This window comes from Corallococcus carmarthensis, from assembly GCF_003611695.1.
GTDB classification, from domain to species: domain Bacteria; phylum Myxococcota; class Myxococcia; order Myxococcales; family Myxococcaceae; genus Corallococcus; species Corallococcus carmarthensis.
On sequence record NZ_RAWE01000019.1, the window covers coordinates 33,313 to 55,645 of the forward strand.

The following is a 22,333-nucleotide window of genomic DNA, read 5'->3' on the forward strand; positions in this document are numbered from 1 at the left end:
TTGTTGAGGCCGCGGTGCGGCAGGAGCGTGCCCTTGGGGCGGCCCGTGCTGCCCGACGTGTAGATGACGTACGCCAGGGTGTCGGCGTTGGCGCCGGAAGCCGGAGCGGTGTCCGGCAGCGTCTGGAGGTGCGCCGCCTCCAGGTCCATGCGCACCACGCGCAGGCCCTCGGAGGGCAGCTGCTTGCTCAGCGAGTCCTGCGTCACCAGCACGGGCGCGCCGCTGTCCTCCAGCATGAAGGACAGGCGCTCACGCGGGTAGGACGGATCCAACGGCACGAAGGCGCCACCGGCCTTCTGGATGCCGAGCATCGCCACCGCCAGGTCCAGCGAACGCTCCACGCAGAGCGCCACGCGCACCTCGGGCCCGACGCCCAGCGTGCGCAGGTGGTGCGCCAGCTGGTTCGCGCGTGCATCCAGCTGCGCGTACGTCAGCGAGGAGTCCTCGAACACCAGCGCTTCCGCGCCCGGCGCGCGACGCACCTGGGCCTCGAAGAGCGCCGGGAACGTCACGTCGCCCGCGACCTCACCGCGCGTGTCGTTCCACGCCACCAGCACCTGGTGACGCTCCTGGGCACCCATCAGCGCGAGGTCGGACAGCTTCGCCGAGGGGCGCGCCGCCACGGACTCCAGCAGCACCCGCAGGTGCTCCATCATCCGCCGCGCCGTCGCCGCGGCGAACAGGTCGGTGTTGTACTCCAGCGTCCCTTCCAGCCCGCCCGCCGTCTCCGTCAGCGACAGCGTGAGGTCGAACTTCGCCGTCTTCGACTCCACCTCGTACGGCGACAGCTCCACGCCCGACAGCTTCAGGTGCGGCAGCACGTCCTGCTGCAACGCGAACATCACCTGGAACAGCGGCGCATGGCTCAGGCTGCGCTGCGGCTGGAGTTCCTCCACCAGCTTCTCGAACGGCACATCCTGGTGCGCGTACGCGCCCAGCGTCGTCTCGCGCACCTGCTTGAGGACCTGCTGGAAGCTCGGGTTGCCCGAAAGCTTCGTGCGCAGCACCAGCGTGTTGACGAAGAAGCCGATCAGGCCCTCCGTCTCCGCCTGCGTCCGGCCCGCGATGGGCGAGCCCACCGTCACGTCCTCCTGCCCCGAGTAGCGCGCCAGCAGCACCTGGAACGACGCCAGCAAGAGCATGTACGGCGTGACGCCTTCCTGCTTCGCCAACGCATTCAGCGTGCGGCTCAGGTCCGCGCCCAGCTTCACCGGCACCGTCGCGCCCCGGTACGTCTGCACCGCCGGACGCGCGAAGTCCGTCGGCAGCTCCAGCACCGCGGGGGCACCCGCCAGCTGCTGCTTCCAGTAGCCGACCTGCTTCTCCAGCACTCCGCCCAGCAGCCACTCCCGCTGCCACTGCGCGAAGTCCGCGTACTGCACCGCCAACTCCGGCAACGGGGACTGCTGATTGCGGACCTGGGCCTCGTAGAGCGCGGCGACTTCCCGCACGAGGACGCCCATGGACCAGCCGTCGGAGACGATGTGGTGCATCGTCACCAGCAGCACGTGCTTCGTCTCACCCAGCTTCAGCAGCCGGGCGCGCATCAACGGGCCGGTGCTCAGATCGAACGGGCGCGCGGCTTCTTCATCCGCCAACCGCCGCGCTTCCAGCTCCTGTGCACCGGAGAGTTCCACCACCGGCAACTCGAAGGCCTTCGCCGGGTGGATGACCTGCACTGCCTGACCGTTCTCATCGCGGAAGGTCGTGCGCAGCGCTTCATGCCGGCGGACGATCTCTTCCAGGGCTCGCCGCATGGCTTCCACATGCAGCGCGCCCTCCAGCTTCACGCCGCCCGCCACGTTGTAGAAGGCGCTGCCCTGCTCCAGCTGATCGAGGAACCACAGACGCTGCTGCGCGAACGACAGCGACTGCGTGGCATTCCGGGGCCTCGGCGTGATCGCCGGAGCCTTGGACGCATCACGGCCCGAAATGGCCGAGTCCACGGACGCGGCCAGCGTCGCCACCGAGGGTGACTCGAAGAGCGACCGCAGCGGGACCTCGACGCCGAAGGCCGTGCGAAGCCGGGTGACCAACTGCATCGCCAGCAGCGAGTGACCGCCCAGCTCGAAGAACGAATCCTCCGCGCCCACCCGCTCCATGCGCAGCAGCTGCGCGAAGAGCGTCGCGACCTGCTCTTCCGTCGCCGTGCGCGGTGCCACGTACTGGTTCTGCGACGACTGGGCTTCCGGAACCGGCAGCGCCTTGCGGTCCACCTTCCCGTTCGGATTCAGAGGCAGTGCGTTCAGCACCACGAACGCCGACGGAACCATGTACTCCGGCAGCCGCGACTTCAGGCCCTTGCGCAGCTCCGCCACGTCCAGAGACGCGCCCGCCACGTACGCCACCAAGCGCCTGTCGCCGGGCACGTCCTCACGCACCACCACCACGGACTCGCGCACACCGGCCTGCGAGGACAGCACCGACTCCACTTCACCCAGCTCGATGCGGAAGCCGCGCACCTTCACCTGGAAGTCGATGCGGCCGAAGTACTCCAGCTCGCCATTCGCCAACCAGCGCACGCGGTCGCCCGTGCGATACATCCGCTCGCCGGGATCCTGGCTGAAGGGATTGGGGATGAACTTCTCCGCCGTCAGCGACGGCTTGGCCAGGTAACCTCGAGAGAGGCCCGCACCCGCGATGTACAGTTCGCCCGGCACGCCCTGCGGCACCGGACGCAGCCATGCATCCAGCACGTACCCGCGCGAGCCCGTCAGGAGACGGCCCACCGTCGGCTCCCGCGCCGCGCCTTTCTCCACTCGCAAGTACGTCGAATACGTCGTGTCTTCCGTCGGGCCGTAGAAGTTGTAGACGGCCTCCACGTTCTTCAGTCCGTACACCGCCTGCGCCAGCCGGTTCAGCAACGGCTCACCGGCGAGGTTCACCGTACGCACCGTCTCCGGCACGCCCTGGCTGCGCAGCAACTCCGCCATCGCGGAGGGCACCGTGTTCACCAGCGTCACCCGCCTCGCGTCCTTCAGCGCCGGCAACGCCAGCGCGTTCTCCGCGACGATGACGGCACCACCGACGCTCAGCGGCGCGAAGACTTCAAACACCGAGATGTCGAAGTTCAGCGACGTCGACGCCAGCATGCCCGACAGCTGCTGCGGCGTGAAAAACGCCGTCGCCCAGTGCAGGAATGCCACCACGCTGCGCTGCTCGATGGCCACGCCCTTCGGACGGCCCGTCGAACCCGACGTGTACAGCACGTACGCCAGGTTCCTTACGCCCGTGCGCGGATCGACGCGCGAAGCAGGATGCCTGGCGATGGTCTCCCAATCCGTATCCAGGAACACGTTGCGCGCCGAGTGCTCGGGCAGCACGCCCAGCAGCTTCTGCTGCGTCAGCACCACCGGCGCCTGCGCGTCCTCCAGCATCCAGCCCAGACGGTCACGCGGGTACGCCGGGTCCAGCGGCACGTAGGCGCCACCCGCCTTCAGCACACCCAGCAGCGCCACCACCATGCGCGCGGAACGCTCCAGGCTCACGCCCACCAGCGTGTCCGGGCCCACGCCCATTCCACGCAGGTGATGCGCCAGCTGATTCGCCTGCGCCTCCAGCTGCGCGTACGTCAGCACCTGCCCATCGAAGTACACTGCGGGGGCATCCGGCGTGCGCGCCGCCTGCGCCTCGAAGAGCGCCTGCATCGTCCCGCGCACCGGGCTCGCCAGGTCCGTCCCCGACACGTCCTTCAGCAGCGTCTGCTTCTCCTGCGCTCCCATCAGCGACAGGTCGAACACCTTCGCCATGGGCCGCACCGCCACGGACTCCAGCAGCACGCGCAGGTGCTCCGTCATCCGCCGCGCCGTCGCCGCCGTGAACAGGTCGGTGTTGTACTCCAGCGTTCCTTCCAGCCCGCCCGCGGTCTCCGTGAGGAAGAGCGTCAGGTCGAACTTCGCCGTCTTGGACTCCACCTCGTACGGCGACAGCTCCACACCCGACAGCTGCAGGTGAGGCAGCACGTCCTGCTGCAGCGCGAACATCACCTGGAACAGCGGCGCATGGCTCAGACTGCGCTGAGGCTGGAGTTCCTCCACCAGCTTCTCGAACGGCACGTCCTGGTGTGCGTACGCGCCCAGCGTCGTCTCGCGCACCTGCTTGAGGACCTGCTGGAAGCTCGGGTTGCCCGAAAGCTTCGTGCGCAGCACCAGCGTGTTGACGAAGAAGCCGATGAGGCCCTCCGTCTCCGCCTGCGTCCGGCCCGCGATGGGCGAGCCCACCGAGATGTCGTCCTGGCCGCTGTAGCGCGCCAGCAGCACCTGGAACGCAGTCAGGAGCAACTGGTACGGCGTCACGCCTTCCTGCTTCGCCAGCGCGTTCAACGTGCGGCTCAACTCCGCACCCAGCTTCACCGGCACCGTCGCGCCCCGGTACGTCTGCACCGCCGGACGCGCGAAGTCCGTCGGCAGCTCCAGCACCGCGGGGGCTCCGGCCAACTGCTGCTTCCAGTAACCGACCTGCTTCTCCAGCACCCCGCCCAGCAGCCACTCCCGCTGCCACTGCGCGAAGTCCGCGTACTGCACCGCCAGCTCCGGCAGCGGCACGGTGCGGCCCTGCGAGTGCGCCTCATAGAGCGCGGCCATCTCGCGCACGAGCACGCCCATGGACCAGCCGTCGGAGACGATGTGGTGCATCGTCACCAGCAGCACGTGCTTCGCTTCACCCAGCTTCAGCAGCTTCGTGCGGAAGAGCGGACCCGCACCCAGATCGAACGGACGCACGGCCTCTTCATCCACGCACCGCCGCGCCTCCGCCTCGCGTGCCGCTTCGGCCAAGGTGGACAGGTCCACCACGGGCAGGTCCATCCGGCTCGCGGCGTGGATGATCTGCGCCGCCTGACCGTTGTCCTCACGGAACGTCGTGCGCAGCGACTCGTGCCGCGCGACGATCTCCTGGAGCGTCAGCCGCAGGGCTTCCACGTGCAGCGCGCCCTCCAGTTGCACCGCACCCGGCACGTTGTAGAGCGCGCTGCCCTGCTCCAGCCGGTCCAGGAACCACAGGCGCTGCTGCGCGAACGACAGCGGCAGCACGCCTTCACGCGAAACCCGCTTCAGCGGCGGCAGGTTCGCGGCTGCCGTCTGCTTCCCGTCGATGAACGCCGCGAGCGACGCCACCGTGCTCAGCTCGAAGAGCGAACGCAGCGGGACCTCGACGCCGACGGCGGCGCGCAACCGGGAGACCAGCTGCATCGCCAGCAGCGAGTGACCGCCCAGCTCGAAGAACGAATCCTCCGCCCCCACCCGCTCCATGCGCAGCAGCTGCGCGAAGAGCGTGGCTACCTGCTCTTCCGTCGCCGTGCGCGGCGCCACGTACTGGCCCTGCGCGGACTGGCCTTCCGGCACCGGCAGTGCCTTGCGGTCCACCTTCCCGTTCGGCGTCAGCGGCAGTGCGTCCAGCACCACGAAGGCCGACGGCACCATGTACTCCGGCAGCCGCTGCTTCAGCCCCTTGCGCAGCTCCGCCGCGTCCAGAGACGCGCCCGCCACGTACGCCACCAGCCGCTTGTCGCCGGGCACGTCCTCACGCACCACCACCACCGACTCGCGCACGCCCGCCTGCGAGGCCAGCGCCGATTCCACTTCGCCCAGCTCGATGCGGAAGCCACGCACCTTCACCTGGAAGTCGATGCGGCCCAGGTACTCCAACTCTCCCGTCGCCAGCCACCGCACGCGGTCACCGGTGCGGTACATCCGCGCGCCCGGCTGCACCGAGTACGGGTTCGGCACGAAGCGCTCCGCCGTCAGCGACGGCTTGGCCAGGTAGCCGCGCGCGAGGCCCGCGCCCGAAAGGTACAGCTCGCCCGGCACGCCCTGCGGCACCGGGCGCAGCCACGCGTCCAGCACGTACGCCCGCGAGCCCGTCAGCGGACGGCCAATCGTCGGCTCACGCCCCGCGTCCTTCTCCACGCGCGTGTACGTCGAATACGTCGTGTCTTCCGTCGGGCCGTAGAGGTTGTAGACGCCCTCCACGCTCTTCAGCCCGTACAGCGCCTGCGCCAGCCGGTTCAGCAGCGGCTCGCCCGCGAGGTTCACCGTGCGCACCGACTCCGGCACGCTCTGGCTGCGCACCAGCTCCGCCATCGCGGAGGGCACCGTGTTCACCAGCGTCACCCGGCCCGCGTCCTTCAACGTCGGCAGCGCCAGCGCGTTCTCCGCGACGATGACGGCACCGCCGCTGCTCAGCGGCGCGAAGACTTCGAAGACGGACAGGTCGAAGTTCAGCGACGTCGCCGCCAGCACGCCGGCCAGCTGCTGCGACGTGAAGGCCGCCGTCGCCCAGTGCAGGAACGCCACCGCGCTGCGCTGCTCAATGGCCACACCCTTCGGACGGCCCGTCGAGCCCGACGTGTACAGCACGTACGCCAGGTTCCCCACGCCCGTGCGCGTCGCGACAGGCGTCGTCGGCTGACGCGCGATCAGCGCCTGGTCCGTGTCCACGCAAACGGTCTGCGCGGAATGCTCGGGCAGTACGCCCAGCAGCTTCTGCTGCGTCAGCAGCACCGACGCCTTCGCGTCCTCCAGCATCCAGCCCAGGCGCTCACGCGGGTACGCCGGATCCAACGGCACGTATGCGCCGCCCGCCTTCAGCACGCCCAGCAGCGCCACCACCATCCGCGCCGAACGCTCCAGGCTCACGCCCACCAGCGTGTCCGGGCCCACGCCCAAGCCGCGCAGGTGGTGCGCCAGCTGGTTCGCCTGCGCCTCCAGCTGCGAGTACGTCAGCACCTGCCCGTCGAAGTGCACCGCGGGCGCGTCCGGCGTGCGCGCCACCTGCGCCTCGAAGAGCGCCTGCATCGTCCCGCTCACCGGGTCCGACAGGTCCGTCCCCGACACGTCCTTCAGCAGCGACTGCTGCTCCTGCGCTCCCATCAGCGCGAGGTCGGACAGCTTCGCGCCCGGACTCGCGACCAGCGACTCCAGCAGCACCCGCAGGTGCTCCATCATCCGCCGCGCCGTCGCCGCGGCGAACAGGTCGGTGTTGTACTCCAGCGTCCCTTCCAGCCCGCCCGCCGTCTCCGTCAGGTAGAGCGAGAGGTCGAACTTCGCCGTCTTCGAATCGACCTCGTACGGCGACAGCTCCACGCCCGGCAGGCGGAAGTGCGGCAGCACGTCCTGCTGCAACACGAACAACACCTGGAACAACGGCGCATGGCTCAGGCTGCGCTGCGGCTGCAGCTCCTCCACCAGCTTCTCGAACGGCACGTCCTGGTGCGCGTACGCACCCAGCGTCGTCTCCTTCACCTGGGCCAGCAGCGCACGAAAGCTCGGGTTGCCTTCCAGCTTCGTGCGCAGCACCAGCGTGTTGACGAAGAAGCCAATCAGGCCCTCCGTCTCCGCGCGCGTCCGGCCCGTGATGGGCGAACCGACGGAGATGTCCTCCTGCCCGGAGTAACGCCCCAGCAGCACCTGGAACGCGGCCAGCAGCAGCATGTACGGCGTGACGCCTTCCTGCTTCGCCAACGCGCCCAGCGTGCGGCTCAGGTCCGCGCCCAGCTTCACCGGCACCGTGGCGCCCCGGTACGTCTGCGCCGCTGGGCGCGCGAAGTCCGTCGGCAGCTCCAGCACCGCAGGGGCCCCGGCCAGCCGCTGCTTCCAGTAGCCGACCTGCTTCTCCAGCACCCCGCCCAGCAGCCACTCCCGCTGCCACTGCGCGAAGTCCGCGTACTGCACCCGCAGCTCCGGCAGCGGAGAGCCCCGGCCCGCACGGAACGCGTCGTAGAGCGCGGCGACCTCACGCACGAGCACGCCCATGGACCAGCCGTCGGAGACGATGTGGTGCATCGTCACCAGCAGCACGTGCTTCGCCTCACCCAGCTTCAGCAATCGCGCGCGCACCAGCGGACCCGCGCCCAGGTCGAAGGGACGCACGGCCTCTTCGTCCACGCACCGCCGCGCCTCGGCCTCGCGCGACGCCTCCGCGAAGCCCGTCAGGTCCACCACCGGAAGCTCGAAGGCCTTCGCCGGATGGATGAGCTGCACCGCCTCGCCGTTCTCCTCTCGGAACGTCGTGCGCAGCGACTCGTGCCGGCGGACGATCTCCTCCAGGCTCCGCCGCATCGCCTCCGCGTCCAGCGCGCCGTCCAGCCGCACCGCGCCCGGGATGCTGTAGAGCGCGCTGCCCTGCTCCAGCCGGTCCAGGAACCACAGGCGCTGCTGCGCGAACGACAGCGGTTGCGTGGCACCACGCGGCCGGGGCGCGAGCACCGCCGCCTTCGGCGCCTCCTGCTTCGAGGCCGTGATGCGCTGGGCTAGATCCACCAGGCTCGGCCCCTGGAGCAGCAGCTCCATGGGCAGCGCCACGCCCAGCCCCTTCTCCACGGCGTGCGCCAGCTCCACCGCGCTCAGCGAATCCAGGCCGTACCGCGTGATGGGCTCACGCACGTCCACCGTCTTCGCGGGCATCCGCAGCTGCTCCGCCACGCGCTCCACCAGCCACGCCAGCGTGGACCGCACGGGCGCCGACACTTCGCCACCCGCGGACCCGGCGGGGGCTTCGGTGGGAGAAGGCGAGGTGGTGGACTTCCCCGGCTCCGGATCAGGCTCCGGGCCGTCGAATCCCGGCTCGCGCCACACCAGCACCGTGCGCAGCTCGTCCGCGAGGAACCCCGCCTTGCACGCGTGCCGCTGGATCTTCCCACTGGAGGTCTTCGGGATGCTGCCCGGCTCGATCAGCGCCACGGCGTGCACCTGCACCTCGTGCCGCTCGGCCACGCGCTGGCGGATCTCCTTGACCGCCGCCTCCGCCATGTCCACCTGCTTGCGGAGGTTGCCCGCCTTGCGCAGGTCGATCTCCTGCACCAGCACCAGGCGCTCCTCGCCCGCCACCTCCAACGACACCGCCGCGACACAACCGGCCCGCAGCGCCGGGTGGCTCTCCTCCACCGTCAGCTCGATGTCGTGCGGATAGTGGTTGCGGCCGCGGATGATAATCAGGTCCTTGGACCGGCCGGTGACGAACAGCTCCCCGTCCCGCAGGAAACCCAGATCCCCGGTGCGCAGGAACGGCCCCGCGTCACTGCCCGCGAGCCGCGCCTGGAAGGCATCCTGCGTCGCCTCCGCCTTGTTCCAGTACCCCAGCGCCACGCTGGGACCGTCCACCCAGATCTCCCCCACCCGGGAGGGCGCGCACTCCTCGCGCGTCTGGGGATCCACGATGACCACGCGATGCCCCGGCCGCTCCACGCCGCAGCCCACCAGCAGGCGCGCGTCCGGCTTCGCCGCCTCCACCTCCACGGCCTGACGCTGCTCCAGCGACGGCACATCCACCGCCAGCATGACCGGCGCCGCCGCCGCCTTTCCTCCCGAGACGAGCAGCGTCGCTTCCGCCAGCCCGTAGCAGGGATAGAAGGACTCGCGCCGGAAGCCGTGCGGCTTGAACGTGGCCACGAACCGGTCCAGCGTCGCCGGGCGGATGGGCTCCGCGCCGCTGAAGGCCAACCGCCACGAGCTCAGGTCCAGCGACTGCCGCTCCTCCTCGGAGATGCGGCGCACGCACAGGTCGAACGCGAAGTTGGGCCCGCCGCTGACGGTGGCCTTGAGGCGGCTGATGGTCTCCAGCCACACCCGGGGCTGCTTGAGCATGGTGAGCGGCGACATCAACGCCACGGGAGACGCCACGTACAGCGGCGTGAGGATGCCGCCAATCAAGCCCATGTCGTGGTACGGCGGCAGCCAGATCACGGTCGAGTCGCCCGGGCCGAACTCGAAGGCGTCCGAGATCAGCGCCAGGTTGTGCGTCAGGTTGCCGTGGCTCAGCATCACGCCCTTGGGCGAGCCCGTGGACCCCGACGTGTACTGGAGGAACGCCAGCGTGGACGCGTTCACGTCCGGCGGCGTCCAGTCCGCTTCCAAACCCGCGGCGATCTCGTCCGTCGCCACCCAGTGCAGCGAGCGCAGATCCGGCGCCTGCTCGAAGACGAACTCCGTCATGCTCAGGATGCCGGACGTGGTGAGCACCACCGTCGCGTTCGCGTCCTGGATGATCGCCCGCAGGCGCGGCAGCGTCCGCTCCAGCCGCATCGGATCCGGCGGGTACGCCGGCACCGCGACGAGCCCCGCGTAGAGGCACCCGAAGAACCCCGCCACGTACTCCAGGCCGGGCGGGTACAGCAGCATCACGCGCTCGCCCGGCTTCGCCACCGCGCGCAGCGCCACCGCGATCCGCCGCGCCCTTGCGTCCAGCCCCGCGTAACTCAGCGTCCCGTCGTCCTGCCCCGCATCATCCAGGAAGGTGTACAGCGGCTGTTCGGACAGGACATCGGCCCGGTTCCGCAGAATTTCGACGAGGGTGGAATGCGAAGGCGTCAGCTCAACGGAACGGGAACGCGACAAGGAAGAACCCATCAGGAAAGCCGGAGCGCACCGCAAGGGTTTCAGTGGGCCGACTTGCCGTGCCCCACACGGGTACTCCGTGTAGGTGACACAGGCGCCCTTGCAATGCATCCGGGGGGAGCGGAACTCGATACGAGAATACCACTACGAATGGGTTCTACCGAACTTGAACAAATTGCTCGAATCGCTCAAATTCGCCTGTCAGCTCTGCTTCCTGGTCTTCAGCACGCGCCCCGTCCTGCCTTGACTCCGCGAGTTCCATTCTCGGGACCGCTTGGGGTTCTGTCCGGGTTGGGGTGCCTCCCCGATTGCACGTACCCGCCATGACCGCTCCTCTGTATCGCCTCGCGGACGCCACCCTCGTTGAACCGCTGGTCCAGGACTTCCAGGCCTGGTGGATGACGGTGGCGCCCATGCCCGCGAGCCTGCATCTGCAGGCCTATCTGCTGCCGCTGCTGAAGGCCTACCTGCAGACGCCGGACTTCCACGCGAAGGCGGCGAAGGATCCCGCGCTCAGCGGCAGCTCGTTCGTGGGCATCGCGCCCGAGCGCGCGGACGAGGTGCGGGCGCTCATGCAGCGGATCACCGCCGAGCAGGACGACCGCATCAAGCTGGCGGAGGCGTTCGACGAGTTCCAGACGCAGCTGCTGGCGGAGGCGAAGGGCCAGTCCCTGGAGCCGCTGTACGCGCGGCTGCCGGAGCCGCTCAAGGGCGTGGTGGAGCTGGTGTACGACTACGTGAACCGCCCGTCGATGCGCGTGCACGAAGGCCTGCTGTACCGCGGGCGGCTCCACAAGACGGACCTCCAGTCGATGCGGATCCGCCGGCTGAAGGCGGACTCGGAGCGGGACTCGCTGCTCACCACGCCGCGCCTGCGCGAGCCGGGGCAGCTGGACTGGAAGGTGCCGTTCCACGACGAGCGCCTGGACAAGCTGTTCAGCCTGGACCTGGAGCCCCGGCCGCTGGAGTGGATCCGCGACGTGCTGGGCGACGCGGTGAAGTCCGACGCGGACCTGATGCCCCTGCTCACGGAGGCGCCGCAGACCGTTTCCGACACCTGGAACGGGCCGGGGCCGCGCATCCGCTACGTGGGCCACGCGTGCGTGCTGGTGGAGTGGAAGGGCACGTCCATCCTCGTCGACGCGGTGGTGCCGGTGCGGCCGGAGAAGATGGGGCCGCTGGAGCGCATGTCCTTCGCGGACCTGCCCCGCCGCATCGACTACGTGCTCATCACCCACAGCCACCCGGATCACCTGGACATCGAAACGCTGCTGCGCCTGCGCCACCGCGTCGGCACGCTGATGGTGCCGCGCTCCAGCGGCGCCCTGGCGGGTGACTACTCACCGCGGCTGTTGGGCAAGGCGCTGGGCTACCGCAACGTGCTGGAGCCCTACTTCTACGAATCCCTGCCACTGCCGGACGGAGAGATCATCGCCGCGCCGTTCATGGGCGAGCACGGCGACGTGGCCCACGCCAAGACGGCGTGGATCATCCGCACGGGCGAAGAGCGCGTGTTCTTCTCCGCCGACTCCATGTGCGTGGATGAGACGACGTACCGCGACCTGCGCAACACGGTGGGCCCGCTGCACACGGTCTTCATGAACACGGAGATCGAAGGCGCGCCGCACACGTGGATGATGGAGGGCTTCTTCCCCAAGAAGCGCGACCGCAAGCTGGAGAAGAACCGCCGGTGCCGCGGCAGCAACTCCACGGAGGGCCTGCGCCTGCTGGAGCTCGTGGGCGCGAAGCGGCTCTTCAACTACGCCATGGGCCTGGAGCCCTGGATGGAGCACATCATCGGGCCCGCCGCCACGCCGGAGACGCCCCGCATGAAGGAGTCCGATCTGCTCCTCGCCACCGCCCGCGAGCGCGGCCTCCAGGCCGAGCGGCTCCAGGGCGCGCAGCAGGTCCACCTCAAGGGCTGACGCGGACCGGGCGCAGGGCGGCCTGGCCGCCCTTCCCTCGTGTACGTGACGCTCGACGGGGCGGATCCAATCGGTATGCTCCGGAACATGAGGAATCCCCGGAAAGAAACCCTCGCGTTCATCGTGGTCACGCTCGCGGTGAGCTGGGCGATGGCCACGCTCTTTCTGGTGGGCGGAGAGAAGTCTCCGTGGCTGATGCGCTGGATGATGTGCGTGCCCGGCATCGTGGGGCTCGGGTGCTCGTGGTTCTTCCGCCGCGAGCCTCCGTCCGCGGTGGGCTTCGCGTTCCCCGGCTGGAAGTGGTGGTTCGTGGGGCTGGCGCTGCCGCTGGCGTACGGCGCCGTGATCACCCCGCTGGCCTACGCGATCCGGTTCGTGACCGGGGACGCGGCGTTCATCCAGTACCAGCCCCAGCTGCTCAAGGGGCCGTTCGGGGTCACGGGCCTGGCGACGGTGCCGGTGATGATCCTCTTCTTCTGGGCGCTGACGGTGACGTGGTGGCTGGCCGCGGCGTCCGTGCGCTGGCGCTGGGTGGAGAAGCTGGGCGCGAAGCTGCCCGAGCGCTGGCGGTGGCTGCGGTTCGGACTGGCGGCGCTGGTGTGGTGGCCCGTCGTCGGCTTTGGCGTCCCCAGCGAGCTGGGTGAAGAGGTGGGTTGGCGCGGGACGCTGGTGCGCTGGTGGATGCACCGCCCGGGCGTGGCCGCGGCCATCACCATGCCGGTGTGGGCCGCCTTCCACCTGCCCCTCATCTTCTCCTCCACGCAGCGCGGTCACGTGGCGCAGAACGTGACGTTCCTCCTGTCCATCGCCGTGGCCGCGGTGGTGTTCGCGCAGCTCTACATGGCGTCGCGCTCCATCTGGCCGCCCGCGCTCTTCCACATCAGCTGGAACCTCATCAACCCGCTCCTCTTCGGCAGCGTCTACAACGGGCGGCCGGGGCTCTTCGGCGGTCAGGTCTGGGTCTTCAACGGCGAGGGCGTCTTCGGCATGGTGCTCAACGGACTGGTCGCCGCATGGCTCTTCCGCCACTGGCGGCGCAGCGCCCGGAACGCGGAGCGCGCCGTGATGCCGGAGCCCGCCGCCACGCCCGCCTGAGGCCTTGCGGCCCGCCGAGCGCAGGCTTTTCCGAATGTGACATCCCGGGTGGGCTCCAGTTACTCTCGCGCGCGAGATGACTCCTGCCGTCAGGGCCGACATGGAAGCACGTGCCGACCGCGCCCTGCGCCGGGGTGAGCTGGCGGAAGCGTTCGAGCTGTTCGAGCACCTGCTCGCCGCCTTTCCGCGCGAGGAAGCGCTGGCCGTCAAGCTGGCCCACCTGCGCGACAGCCTCCAGCCGGAGGAGCTCCAGCTCCTGAAGAACCGCGTGCGGGAGCCCCAGCGCCTCCCGCTGGGCCCCGTGTCGCCCATGCAGGAGGGCGAGCGCCTCTTCCACCTGGGCGACTACGTGGGCGCCGCCGCCGCGTACCGCCGGGCACTGCAGGAGCGCCCCGGCAACGAGCTGGTGCTGGAGCGGCTGGAGGAGCTGTACCGGATGGCCCGCGAGATGCCCGTGCAGTCCCCCACGGACCGGGCCCTTCCCGCGCAGAAGGAGGACCGGCTCCAGGCCCTCCTGGACCGGCTGGCCTCCCGGCGTCGCCTCAAGCGCGACTGAGGGGTCGCCCCCGCGTCCTTGCGAGCGCGGATCCGACGTCACCGCTGATTCGTGCGTTGCGCCCCCCTGGGGTGGCACCTACAATCCGCACCGACGTTGCTGTCATAGTGTCGCCCGTTCCCACTGACACCCGCGTCCGACTTTCTTCGCTCCTATGGCCCGACCTCTTCGACTCGGCGTCCTCACCGGTGGTGGTGACTGCCCGGGACTCAATGCGCTCATCCGTGGCCTCGTCCGTCGGGGCGTGCACGAGTTCGGCCATTCGTTCGTGGGCATCGAGAACGGCTACATGGGGCTGGTGGAGCCGGAGCTCGTCCGCCCGCTCGGGGTGGAGGACACGCGCGGCATCCTGCCCAAGGGCGGCACCATCCTGGGCACGTCCAACAAGGCGAACCCGTTCTCCTACCCGGTGCGTGAGGCTTCCGGCTGGGTGGACAAGGACGTGTCGGATGGCGTCCTGCGCCGCTGCGAGGAGCTGCGGCTGGACGGGCTGGTGGCCATTGGCGGGGATGGCACGCTGTCCATCGCGCACCAGCTGGCGGGCAAGGGACTGAAGGTCGTCGGGTGTCCGAAGACCATCGACAACGACCTGTCGGGCACGGATCAGACGTTCGGGTTCGACACCGCGCGGCTCATCGTCACGGAGGCGCTGGACCGGCTGCACTCCACGGCGGAGTCGCATGACCGCGTGATGGTGCTGGAGGTCATGGGCCGCCACGCGGGCTTCCTCACGCTGGACAGCGGCATCGCGGGCGGCGCGGACGTCATCCTCATCCCGGAGATTCCCTACCGCGTGGAGTCCGTGCTGGAGACGCTGAGGCGCCGGGCCACGCGGCGGCGCAGCTTCTCCATCATCGCCATCTCCGAAGGCGCGTATCCGGAAGGGGGCGCGCTGTCCGTGCTGGCGCAGGCCGCGGACATCCCGGGCCGGGGCGTGGTGCGGCTGGGCGGCTCCGGCAAGGTGTGCGCGGACCTGCTCGCGAGCCACATCGAGGCGGAGATCCGGGTCACGGTGCTGGGCCACCTGCAGCGCGGCGGCAGCCCCAGCGCGGCGGACCGGCTTCTGGCCACGCGCTATGGGTGCAAGGTGCTGGACCTGGTGCGGGACGGCCAGTGGGGCCACATGGTGGCGCTCAGGAACAACGACATCATCGCCGTGCCGTTGAGCGAGTCTCGCAAGGAGCGACGGGTGGACGTCCAGGGAGACCTGGTGCGGTTCGCGCGGAGCATGGGCATCGGGTTCGGGGATTGAGGGGAGTGCGCCGCTAACGCCATGTCGCTCGTCGGCCGCCATATCGGTCGCTATCGCATCCTGGAGGAGCTGGGCTCCGGGGGCATGAGCGTCGTGTACAAGGGCCTGGACACGGCCCTGGACCGCGAGGTCGCGGTCAAGGTGCTGCACCCGCACCTGGCCGGCAAGGACGAGTCGCGCCGCCGGCTCGCGCGCGAGGCCCGCGCGGTGGCCAAGCTGCACCACCCCAACATCCTGGAGGTGTTCGACTTCTCCTCGGCGGAGGCGCACGACGCCTTCATCGTCACCGAGTACATCCGCGGCCGGACGCTCAAGACGTACCTGGATGAAGGCCCGCTGGAGCCGCCGGAGCTGGCGGCGATGATCATCCACGAGCTGGCGGCGGCGCTGGCGCACGCGCACGAGGCGGGCGTCATCCACCGCGACCTGAAGCCGGAGAACGTCATGGTGCGCGAGGACGGGGTCCTCAAGCTCATGGACTTCGGCATCGCGCGGCTGCTGGACATCGAGGACCGGATGACGGTGACGGGCGCGCTGGTGGGTTCGCCCGCGCACATGTCCCCGGAGATCATCGAAGGCCTGGAGGCCGGACCGGAGGCGGACGTCTTCAGCCTGGGGATCATGTTCTACGCGCTGATGACGGGCCGGCTGCCGTTCACCGCGTCGAACACCACCGCGACGCTGAAGCGCATCCTGGACGGAGCCTACGAGGACCCGCGCCGCCGCGTGCCCGCGCTGTCGGACGAGCTGGCGGAGATCTGCGCGACGTGCCTCCAGCGCGACCCCGCGCGGCGCTATCCCAACGCGGGGAAGCTGCGCGACGCGCTGGCGGATGCGCTCGCGGGGCTGGGCTTCTCGCGCGTGGGCGAGGAGCTGATTTCGTTCTTCGCGGATCCGCCGTCGTACCAGCGGCTCGCGCGCCAGCGCATCGTCGCGGCGCTGCTGGAGCGCGGGGAGCGGCAGCTCGCGGAGAAGCGGACGCCGCGCGCGCTGGCGTGCCTCAACCATGTGCTCGCGCTGGACGCGACGAACGAGCGGGCGTTGGGGTTGCTCAAGACCATCCAGCGTCAGCAGCGGCAGCGCACGTGGCGCAGGCGCGGCATCCGCGCAGGCATTGGAGCGGGCGTGGCGCTCGCGCTGGGGTTGGGCGGCTGGCAGCTGTACCGGATGAACGCGAGCGCGCCCGAGACGCCGAAGGAGGAAGCAACGGCTCCGAGCGCCGGGGGCCCCGGCACGAAGGCCGCGAACGGTCCGAGCGGGCTCCCCACGGGTTCACCTCCTCCGGCGGATACCGCTGCGTCCAACGGCGCGCAGGACACGGGCGATGTGCCGGCCACTCCCAACGGCGCACAGGCCACGAACCCCTCGGGCACGCCCAACGGCCCGCGCCCCACTGGCGCGCAGGGCACGGGCGGCACCGGCACGGGCACGCCCGGCCGCGACGCTCTCATTCCTCCCGAAACCAACCCGCGCCTCCCCTCCTCCCCGGATCGCGCGGCGCGCCCCACGGTGGTCGCCAGCCTCGACGCGCAGGACGACTCCAAGCACGCGCGCAACGGCCGGCTCCCGGTGTCCATCCTCGTGCGCCCCTACGGCTCCATCCGTGTGGACGACGGCCCCGCCGGCACGCAGCAGCTCTCGCAGCACGACGTGCACCTGTCTCCGGGCCCGCACACCATCACCGTCTCCTGCGGCTACTGCGAGGACGCCACGGAGACCATCGACGTGAAGCCGGACGGCGAGAACGTGTTCCGCCTGCGCGCCCTGCTGAGGTCCTCGCAGCTCGCGCTGGACTACCAGCCGCCGGACGCCACCGTGCGCGTGGGCGACGTGGAGCGCACCGCGCACGACAGCCTCCAGCACCCCTTCGACGTCCGCTCGCCCCGGGGACCCGCCAGCTTCCAGCACCGCGTGGAGGTGGAGATCTCCTCCCCCGGCTACAAGACCGAGAAGCGCGTCGTCCTGCTGGAGCCCGGCAAGCCCACCACCCTGCGCGGGAACCTGGCGCCCGAATGAGCCGAGGCCCGCTGCTGCTCATCGCGCTGTTCGCCCTGGCCCTGCTCGGCCCGGCGTCCGTGCGCGCCCAGGTACCCAACGGCGCGGATCCGGAGGTCGCCGCCCTGCGCTCGTCCTTCGAATACGGCAAGTACGCCGAGGTGCTGGAGCGCGCCGGTCAGCGCATCGACCGCGGTGACCTGCCCGAAGAGGACCTCGTGGAGCTGCACAAGCTCGCGGGCCTGTCCGCCTTCAACCTCAACAAGACGGACGAAGCCGAACGCCACCTGCGCGCCGTGCTCCGGCTGGACCCCGACTTCAGCCTGGACCCCTTCGTCGTCCCGCCCCCGGCCGTCGCCTACTTCGAGGACCTCAAGAACCAGATGTCCGGCGAGCGCGATTTCCTCCGCCAGGAACAGCGCCTGCGCGTGGAGCGCGAGAAGGCCGAACAGGAGCGCCGGGAACAGGAGCGCGTCGCCCTGGAGACGCAGCGCCGCCGCGCGGAGGAGCTGGCCCGCCAGGTCACCGTGCGCACCGTGGAGAAGCGCAACTTCCTGGTCAACTTCGTCCCCTTCGGCGCCGGCCAGTTCCAGCAGGGCCGCAACGGCATGGGCATCGCCTTCGCGGCCACCGAAGGCGCCATGGCCATCACCAGCATCATCGCGTTCTTCGCGTACGACTCGCTCTTCGAGCAGCGGTTCGTGAACCTGGACAACGTGCTGGACGAGGACGGCCGCGCGTCCATCCCGGTGCGCTACATCCCCACGGACCGCGCCCGGCAGGCGGACACCTGGCAGCTGCTCAAGCTCGCGTCCGCGACCGGCTTCTACACCGTCTACACCCTGGGCGTGGTGGACGCCGTCTACCACCACGAGGACCAGGTGGTGACCAGCACCACCGTGGAGTCCCGCCCCGAACCGAAGCCCTCTCCTTCCGTCTCCCAGGCCGCGCCGCCGCGCGTGCGGCTGTACTCCACCCGTGGTGGGCTGGGCGCCGGCTTCTCCCTGACGTTCTAGCCCCAGAAACCCAAAGTCCGCCCATGGCCAGCCTCACCGTCCGCACCCCCGATGGAAAGGTCCGCACGGTCTCCCTGCTCAAGCGCATCACCAGCCTGGGGCGGGGATCCGACAACGACGTGCCGCTGGAGGACGCCAGCGTCCCCGCCAACGCCCTGCACGTCACCTTCGACGGCACCCGCTACGAAGTGGGCAGCCTGGGCGCCACCTTCCACGTCAACGGCAAGCGCCGCGACAACCACGCGCTGGCCACCGGCGACGTGGTCAAGGTGGGCGGCACCGAGCTGACCTTCTCCCGCGAGGACGCCCCCCGCGAGCCCGTGCGCCGCGAGGTGCCCGAGCGCGAGGTGACCCTTCCTTCCGCCGCCACGGCCTCGTCGGATTCGCACACGGCGGAGCTGCCTGGCGTGGTGGGCCGGGAGCTGGTGCTGCTCAAGCGGCTCACCGCGTTCAGCGAGCGGCTCTTCGGCAGCTACGACGTGGACCGCATCCTGGAGAGCCTGCTGGACGAGGCCATCGAGGTGACCCGCGCCGACAAGGGCTTCCTCATCCTGATGGAGAGCGGCGAGCCGCGCGTGAAGGCCGCGCGCAACGTGGCCCGGGAGAACATCGAGGACGCGGTGGAGAAGCTGTCCGACTCCATCATCGCCAAGGTGGTGAAGGACCAGAAGGCCATCATCGTCGCGGACGCGCTGGACGCGCCGGAGTTCAAGGCCAGCGAGTCCGTGGTGAACCTCAAGGTCCACTCGGTCATGTGCGTGCCCGTGATGCACAAGGGCGACCTGTTCGGCGTGCTCTACGTGGGCAACGACCGGCTGGTGAACCGCTTCGAGCCCAAGAGCCTGGACATGCTCACCGTGTTCGCGGCGCAGGCGTCCCTGCTCCTGTCGAACGCGCTGCTCGTGAACGACCTGAAGCTCGACAACACGGAGCTGCGCCGCAAGCTGGAGGACCAGCGCTACGGCGACATCGTGGGCGCGTGCCAGGGCATGCGGGACGTGTACAAGCGCATCGACAAGATCGCGCCCACGGACATCTCCGTCCTCATCACCGGGGAGACGGGCACGGGCAAGGAGCTGATTGCCCGGGAGATCCACCGCCGCTCGCCGCGCACCAAGGGCCCGTTCATCACGGTGAACTGCGGCGCCATCCCGGAGAACCTGCTGGAGAGCGAGCTGTTCGGCCACGCCAAGGGCGCCTTCACCGGCGCGGTGGCCACGCGGCCCGGCAAGTTCCAGGCGGCCATCGGCGGCACGCTCTTCCTGGACGAAATCGGCGAGATGCCGCTCCAGCTCCAGGTGAAGCTCTTGCGCGCGCTCCAGGACAAGGTCGTCTACAAGGTCGGCGAGAACCGCGGCGAGCCGGTGGACATCCGCGTGGTGGCCGCGACGAACAAGATCCTGGAAGAGGAGGTGAAGCGGAACATGTTCCGTGAGGACCTCTACTACCGCCTCAACGTCGTCACCGTGAAGCTGCCGCCCCTGCGCGAGCGCGGCGAGGACGTCATCGTCCTGGGCCGCTTCTTCCTGCAGAAGTACGCGCGCGAGTTCAACTCCAAGGCGCGCGGCTTCACGCCCGCGGCCGCCGTGTCCATGAAGAAGTACGGCTGGCCGGGCAACATCCGCGAGCTGGAGAACCGCCTCAAGAAGGCCGTGGTGCTGGCGGACAAGCCGCTCCTGGGCGCGGACGACCTGGACCTCAAGCCGGAGAACCTGGAGCCCATCATGCCGCTGCTCCAGGCGAAGGAAGAGTTCCAGAAGCGTTACATCAACGAGGTGCTGGCCCGGAACAACGGCAACCGCACCAAGACGGCCAAGGACCTGGGCGTGGATCCGCGCACCATCTTCCGCCACCTGGAGAAGCTGGAGGCGGAGAAGACGGGCGGGCCGCTTCCTCCCGACGACAACGAGGAATTGCTATAGGGTTCCCGTAGGTAGCCACGCCATGCACCGTCACGCGCCGCGACAGTCCCGGGGCATCCTCCAGCCGCTCGTGGCGGCCCTGGGGCTCGCGGCGCTCGCGGCGGGTTCCGGGTGCCTCATCCCGCAGGATGAGGCGCTGCTGGAGAGCGTGCCCCAGTTCAGGAACCGGCCGCCGCGCATCCTGGAGGAACAGGTGGAGCCCTCCGAGCGCATCCTGCGCGCCTTCGGCGTGGGCAGCTGCACCCAGGACTTCAACGTGGTGGTGGAGGACCTGGACGTGGACGACCGCATCACCGTGGAGTGGTACGTGGACTACAACCCGTCCAACCCCACGGGCTTCTACCGGCAGATCGTCCTCGCCAACACCGGCCAGCCCCGGCGTGATGACCGCGGCACGCTGCGCATGGACCTGCGCTCGGCCAACAATCCGCTGTCGCCTCCGGGCATCCACCTGGTGGAGGCGCTGGTCACCGACCGGCACCTCACCAACCGCCAGCCGGATCCGCCGGAGGAGGTGTTCCTCGCGGACGGCGGCGTGGTGAAGAACCCGGGCTTCGTCACCTCGTACTCGTGGGTGGTGAACACGGTGCCGGGGGACTGCCAGTGAGGCGCGCGCTCCGGGCCCTGGCGCTGGCGCTCGGGCTGACCGGGGCCGGGTGCGGCTTCCTCGATGAGGAGCCTCCGCCGGAGCAGCTGGTGTGCCGCTCCGACGCGGAGTGCGCCTCCGGCCAGGTGTGCTTCGTGGACGGCTGCGGCAACCCCGGCGGCGACATCGTCGTGGAGGTGCAGCCCCTGCCCAAGGCGGGCCTGCTCGCGCAGGACTTCCCGGTGGACCGGCTGCGGGCGGAGCAGAACCTGGAGCTGTTCAGCCCCGTGCGCCTGCGGGGTGAGGTATCGCGCGGCACCGCCACCACGGCGGACGGCGGCACGCAGGCCCTCCCCTACCGCGCGCCCATCCACCTGCTGGCCACGGGCGAAAGCCGCCTCATCCCGGGCGTCGCGCGGCGCTATGAGACGACGCTCGCCCCGGACAACGGCGCGTGGGTGCTGCCCGTGGGCAGCGGCGACTACACGGTGACGCTCACGCCGCTGGACACCGCCTTGCCGCCGCTGTCGCGCAGCGCCTCCGTGGATCCGGCCACGGGCGGCATGGTGACGTTCGACCTGCCCACGGCCTCGCGCGTGGTGATGCTGACGGGGACGCTGGTGCTCCAGGGCTCGCGGCGGGTGGACGCGGACATGGAGGTGCAGGCGCTGGATGAATCGCTGCGCCCGCTGTCCCAACGCGCCCGCGTGGCCCGCGACACGGGCGCGTTCCAGCTGGCCCTGGGCCCGGAGGACGCCGCGCGCGACACGGTGCTGCTGCGCGCGACGCCCGTGAACGCCGGGGACCTGCTGCCCTGGAAGACCTTCGTGGTGGAGCCATCCGCGTCCCATGCCTCCCCGCTGGAGTTGGGCGACCCCGGCGCGGCCGTGCGGGTGGAGGGCCGCGTGCTGGAGATGGATGGCCAGACGCCCCTGGCTGACGCGCGTGTGTCGATCCAGGGACGCGTGGCCGGCGGCGGCACGTTCCAGGGCGTGCCGGTGATGACGGACGCGCAGGGGCGCTTCCAGCTCATGTCCCTGCCCGGCCTCGCGGAGTCCCCGCTCACGCTGGTCATCGTCCCACCGCCCCGCTCGTCCTCGCGCCTGACGCTCCAGCCGGTGACGGTCGCGGCGGAGGACACGGCGTTGCCGGACGTGACGTGCCAGGCGCGCATGGTGGTGGCTGGCAGCGTGAAGAACCCGGAGGGCACCGGCCCCGCGTCGGGCGTGCGCATCGTGGCGGAGCCCGTGGGCGCGTTGACGGGCTGGCCGCAGCCGCCCCTGGGCTTCGAGTCTCCCCTGACCACCAATAGCGAGGGCAGCTTCTCGCTGGCCCTGGATCCGGGTGAGTACCGGCTGGACTTCCTGCCCGGGGAGAACCTGCCGCGCGTCAGCCGCTTCGTCACCGTGCCGGCCAGTGCCTCCAGCTCGGACACGCTGCTCCTGGCCGCCTTCACCCTGTCGCGGGGCCGTTCGCTGAGCGGCCGCATCACCCTGCCCCCGGATCCGGCCGTGGCGCCGGACGGCATCGCGGCGAACGCGTCCGTGCGCTTCTTCCGCGTGGTGACGGTGGCGGGACGGCCGGAGTCGCTGCTGCTCGCGCAGACGGTGTCCGACAGCACGGGGCGCTACTCCACCGTGCTGCCCACGCGCTGA

Annotated in this window: 10 protein-coding genes (1 of these 10 cut by a window edge); 9 read left to right on the forward strand and 1 reads right to left on the reverse strand. The window is 70.2% G+C overall.

From position 1 onward, the window contains the following. Positions 1-10,331: the start of a non-ribosomal peptide synthetase gene (locus D7X32_RS08140; protein ID WP_158625630.1), read on the reverse strand. The gene continues 21,244 nt to the left of window position 1, outside the view; the window shows 10,331 of its 31,575 coding nt (coding positions 1-10,331); the start codon lies at positions 10,329-10,331; the stop codon falls past the left edge of the window. A gap of 323 nt (positions 10,332-10,654) precedes the next feature. Between D7X32_RS08140 and D7X32_RS08145 the strand changes: the two genes are divergently transcribed. From D7X32_RS08145 to D7X32_RS08185, 9 genes are all read left to right on the forward strand, one after another. Continuing rightward, the gene (locus D7X32_RS08145) at positions 10,655-12,256 is read left to right on the forward strand and encodes an MBL fold metallo-hydrolase (RefSeq protein WP_120601942.1); all 1,602 of its coding nucleotides are present in this window, start codon (positions 10,655-10,657) and stop codon (positions 12,254-12,256) included. Positions 12,257-12,343: 87 nt separating this feature from the next. Beyond that, positions 12,344-13,351 (forward strand): CPBP family intramembrane glutamic endopeptidase, encoded by a 1,008-nt coding sequence (locus tag D7X32_RS08150; protein ID WP_158625631.1) that lies wholly within the window; start codon positions 12,344-12,346, stop codon positions 13,349-13,351. Positions 13,352-13,427: 76 nt separating this feature from the next. Beyond that, a complete protein-coding gene (locus D7X32_RS08155; protein WP_120601944.1) occupies positions 13,428-13,907 on the forward strand; it encodes a hypothetical protein in 480 nt (159 codons plus the stop codon). Between the two features lie 154 nt (positions 13,908-14,061). Next, positions 14,062-15,159: a 6-phosphofructokinase gene (locus tag D7X32_RS08160; RefSeq protein ID WP_120601945.1), complete on the forward strand. Its 1,098-nt coding sequence runs from the start codon at positions 14,062-14,064 to the stop codon at positions 15,157-15,159. A gap of 21 nt (positions 15,160-15,180) precedes the next feature. Next, positions 15,181-17,175: a serine/threonine-protein kinase gene (locus tag D7X32_RS08165; protein ID WP_120601946.1), complete on the forward strand. Its 1,995-nt coding sequence runs from the start codon at positions 15,181-15,183 to the stop codon at positions 17,173-17,175. Then, on the forward strand, positions 17,172-18,170 hold the full coding sequence (locus D7X32_RS08170) for a tetratricopeptide repeat protein (RefSeq protein ID WP_120601947.1): 999 nt from the start codon (positions 17,172-17,174) through the stop codon (positions 18,168-18,170). The genes D7X32_RS08165 and D7X32_RS08170 overlap by 4 nt, the downstream gene beginning before the upstream one ends. Positions 18,171-18,193: 23 nt before the next feature. Further along, entirely contained in the window at positions 18,194-20,092 is a 1,899-nt protein-coding gene (locus D7X32_RS08175) for a sigma 54-interacting transcriptional regulator (RefSeq protein ID WP_120601948.1), read from the forward strand. Positions 20,093-20,114: 22 nt separating this feature from the next. Next, positions 20,115-20,699, forward strand: a complete 585-nt coding sequence (locus tag D7X32_RS08180) for a hypothetical protein (RefSeq protein WP_171446620.1) — start codon at positions 20,115-20,117, stop codon at positions 20,697-20,699. Beyond that, on the forward strand, positions 20,696-22,333 hold the full coding sequence (locus D7X32_RS08185; RefSeq protein WP_244238905.1) for a peptidase associated/transthyretin-like domain-containing protein: 1,638 nt from the start codon (positions 20,696-20,698) through the stop codon (positions 22,331-22,333). Before D7X32_RS08180 ends, D7X32_RS08185 begins: the two co-directional genes overlap by 4 nt.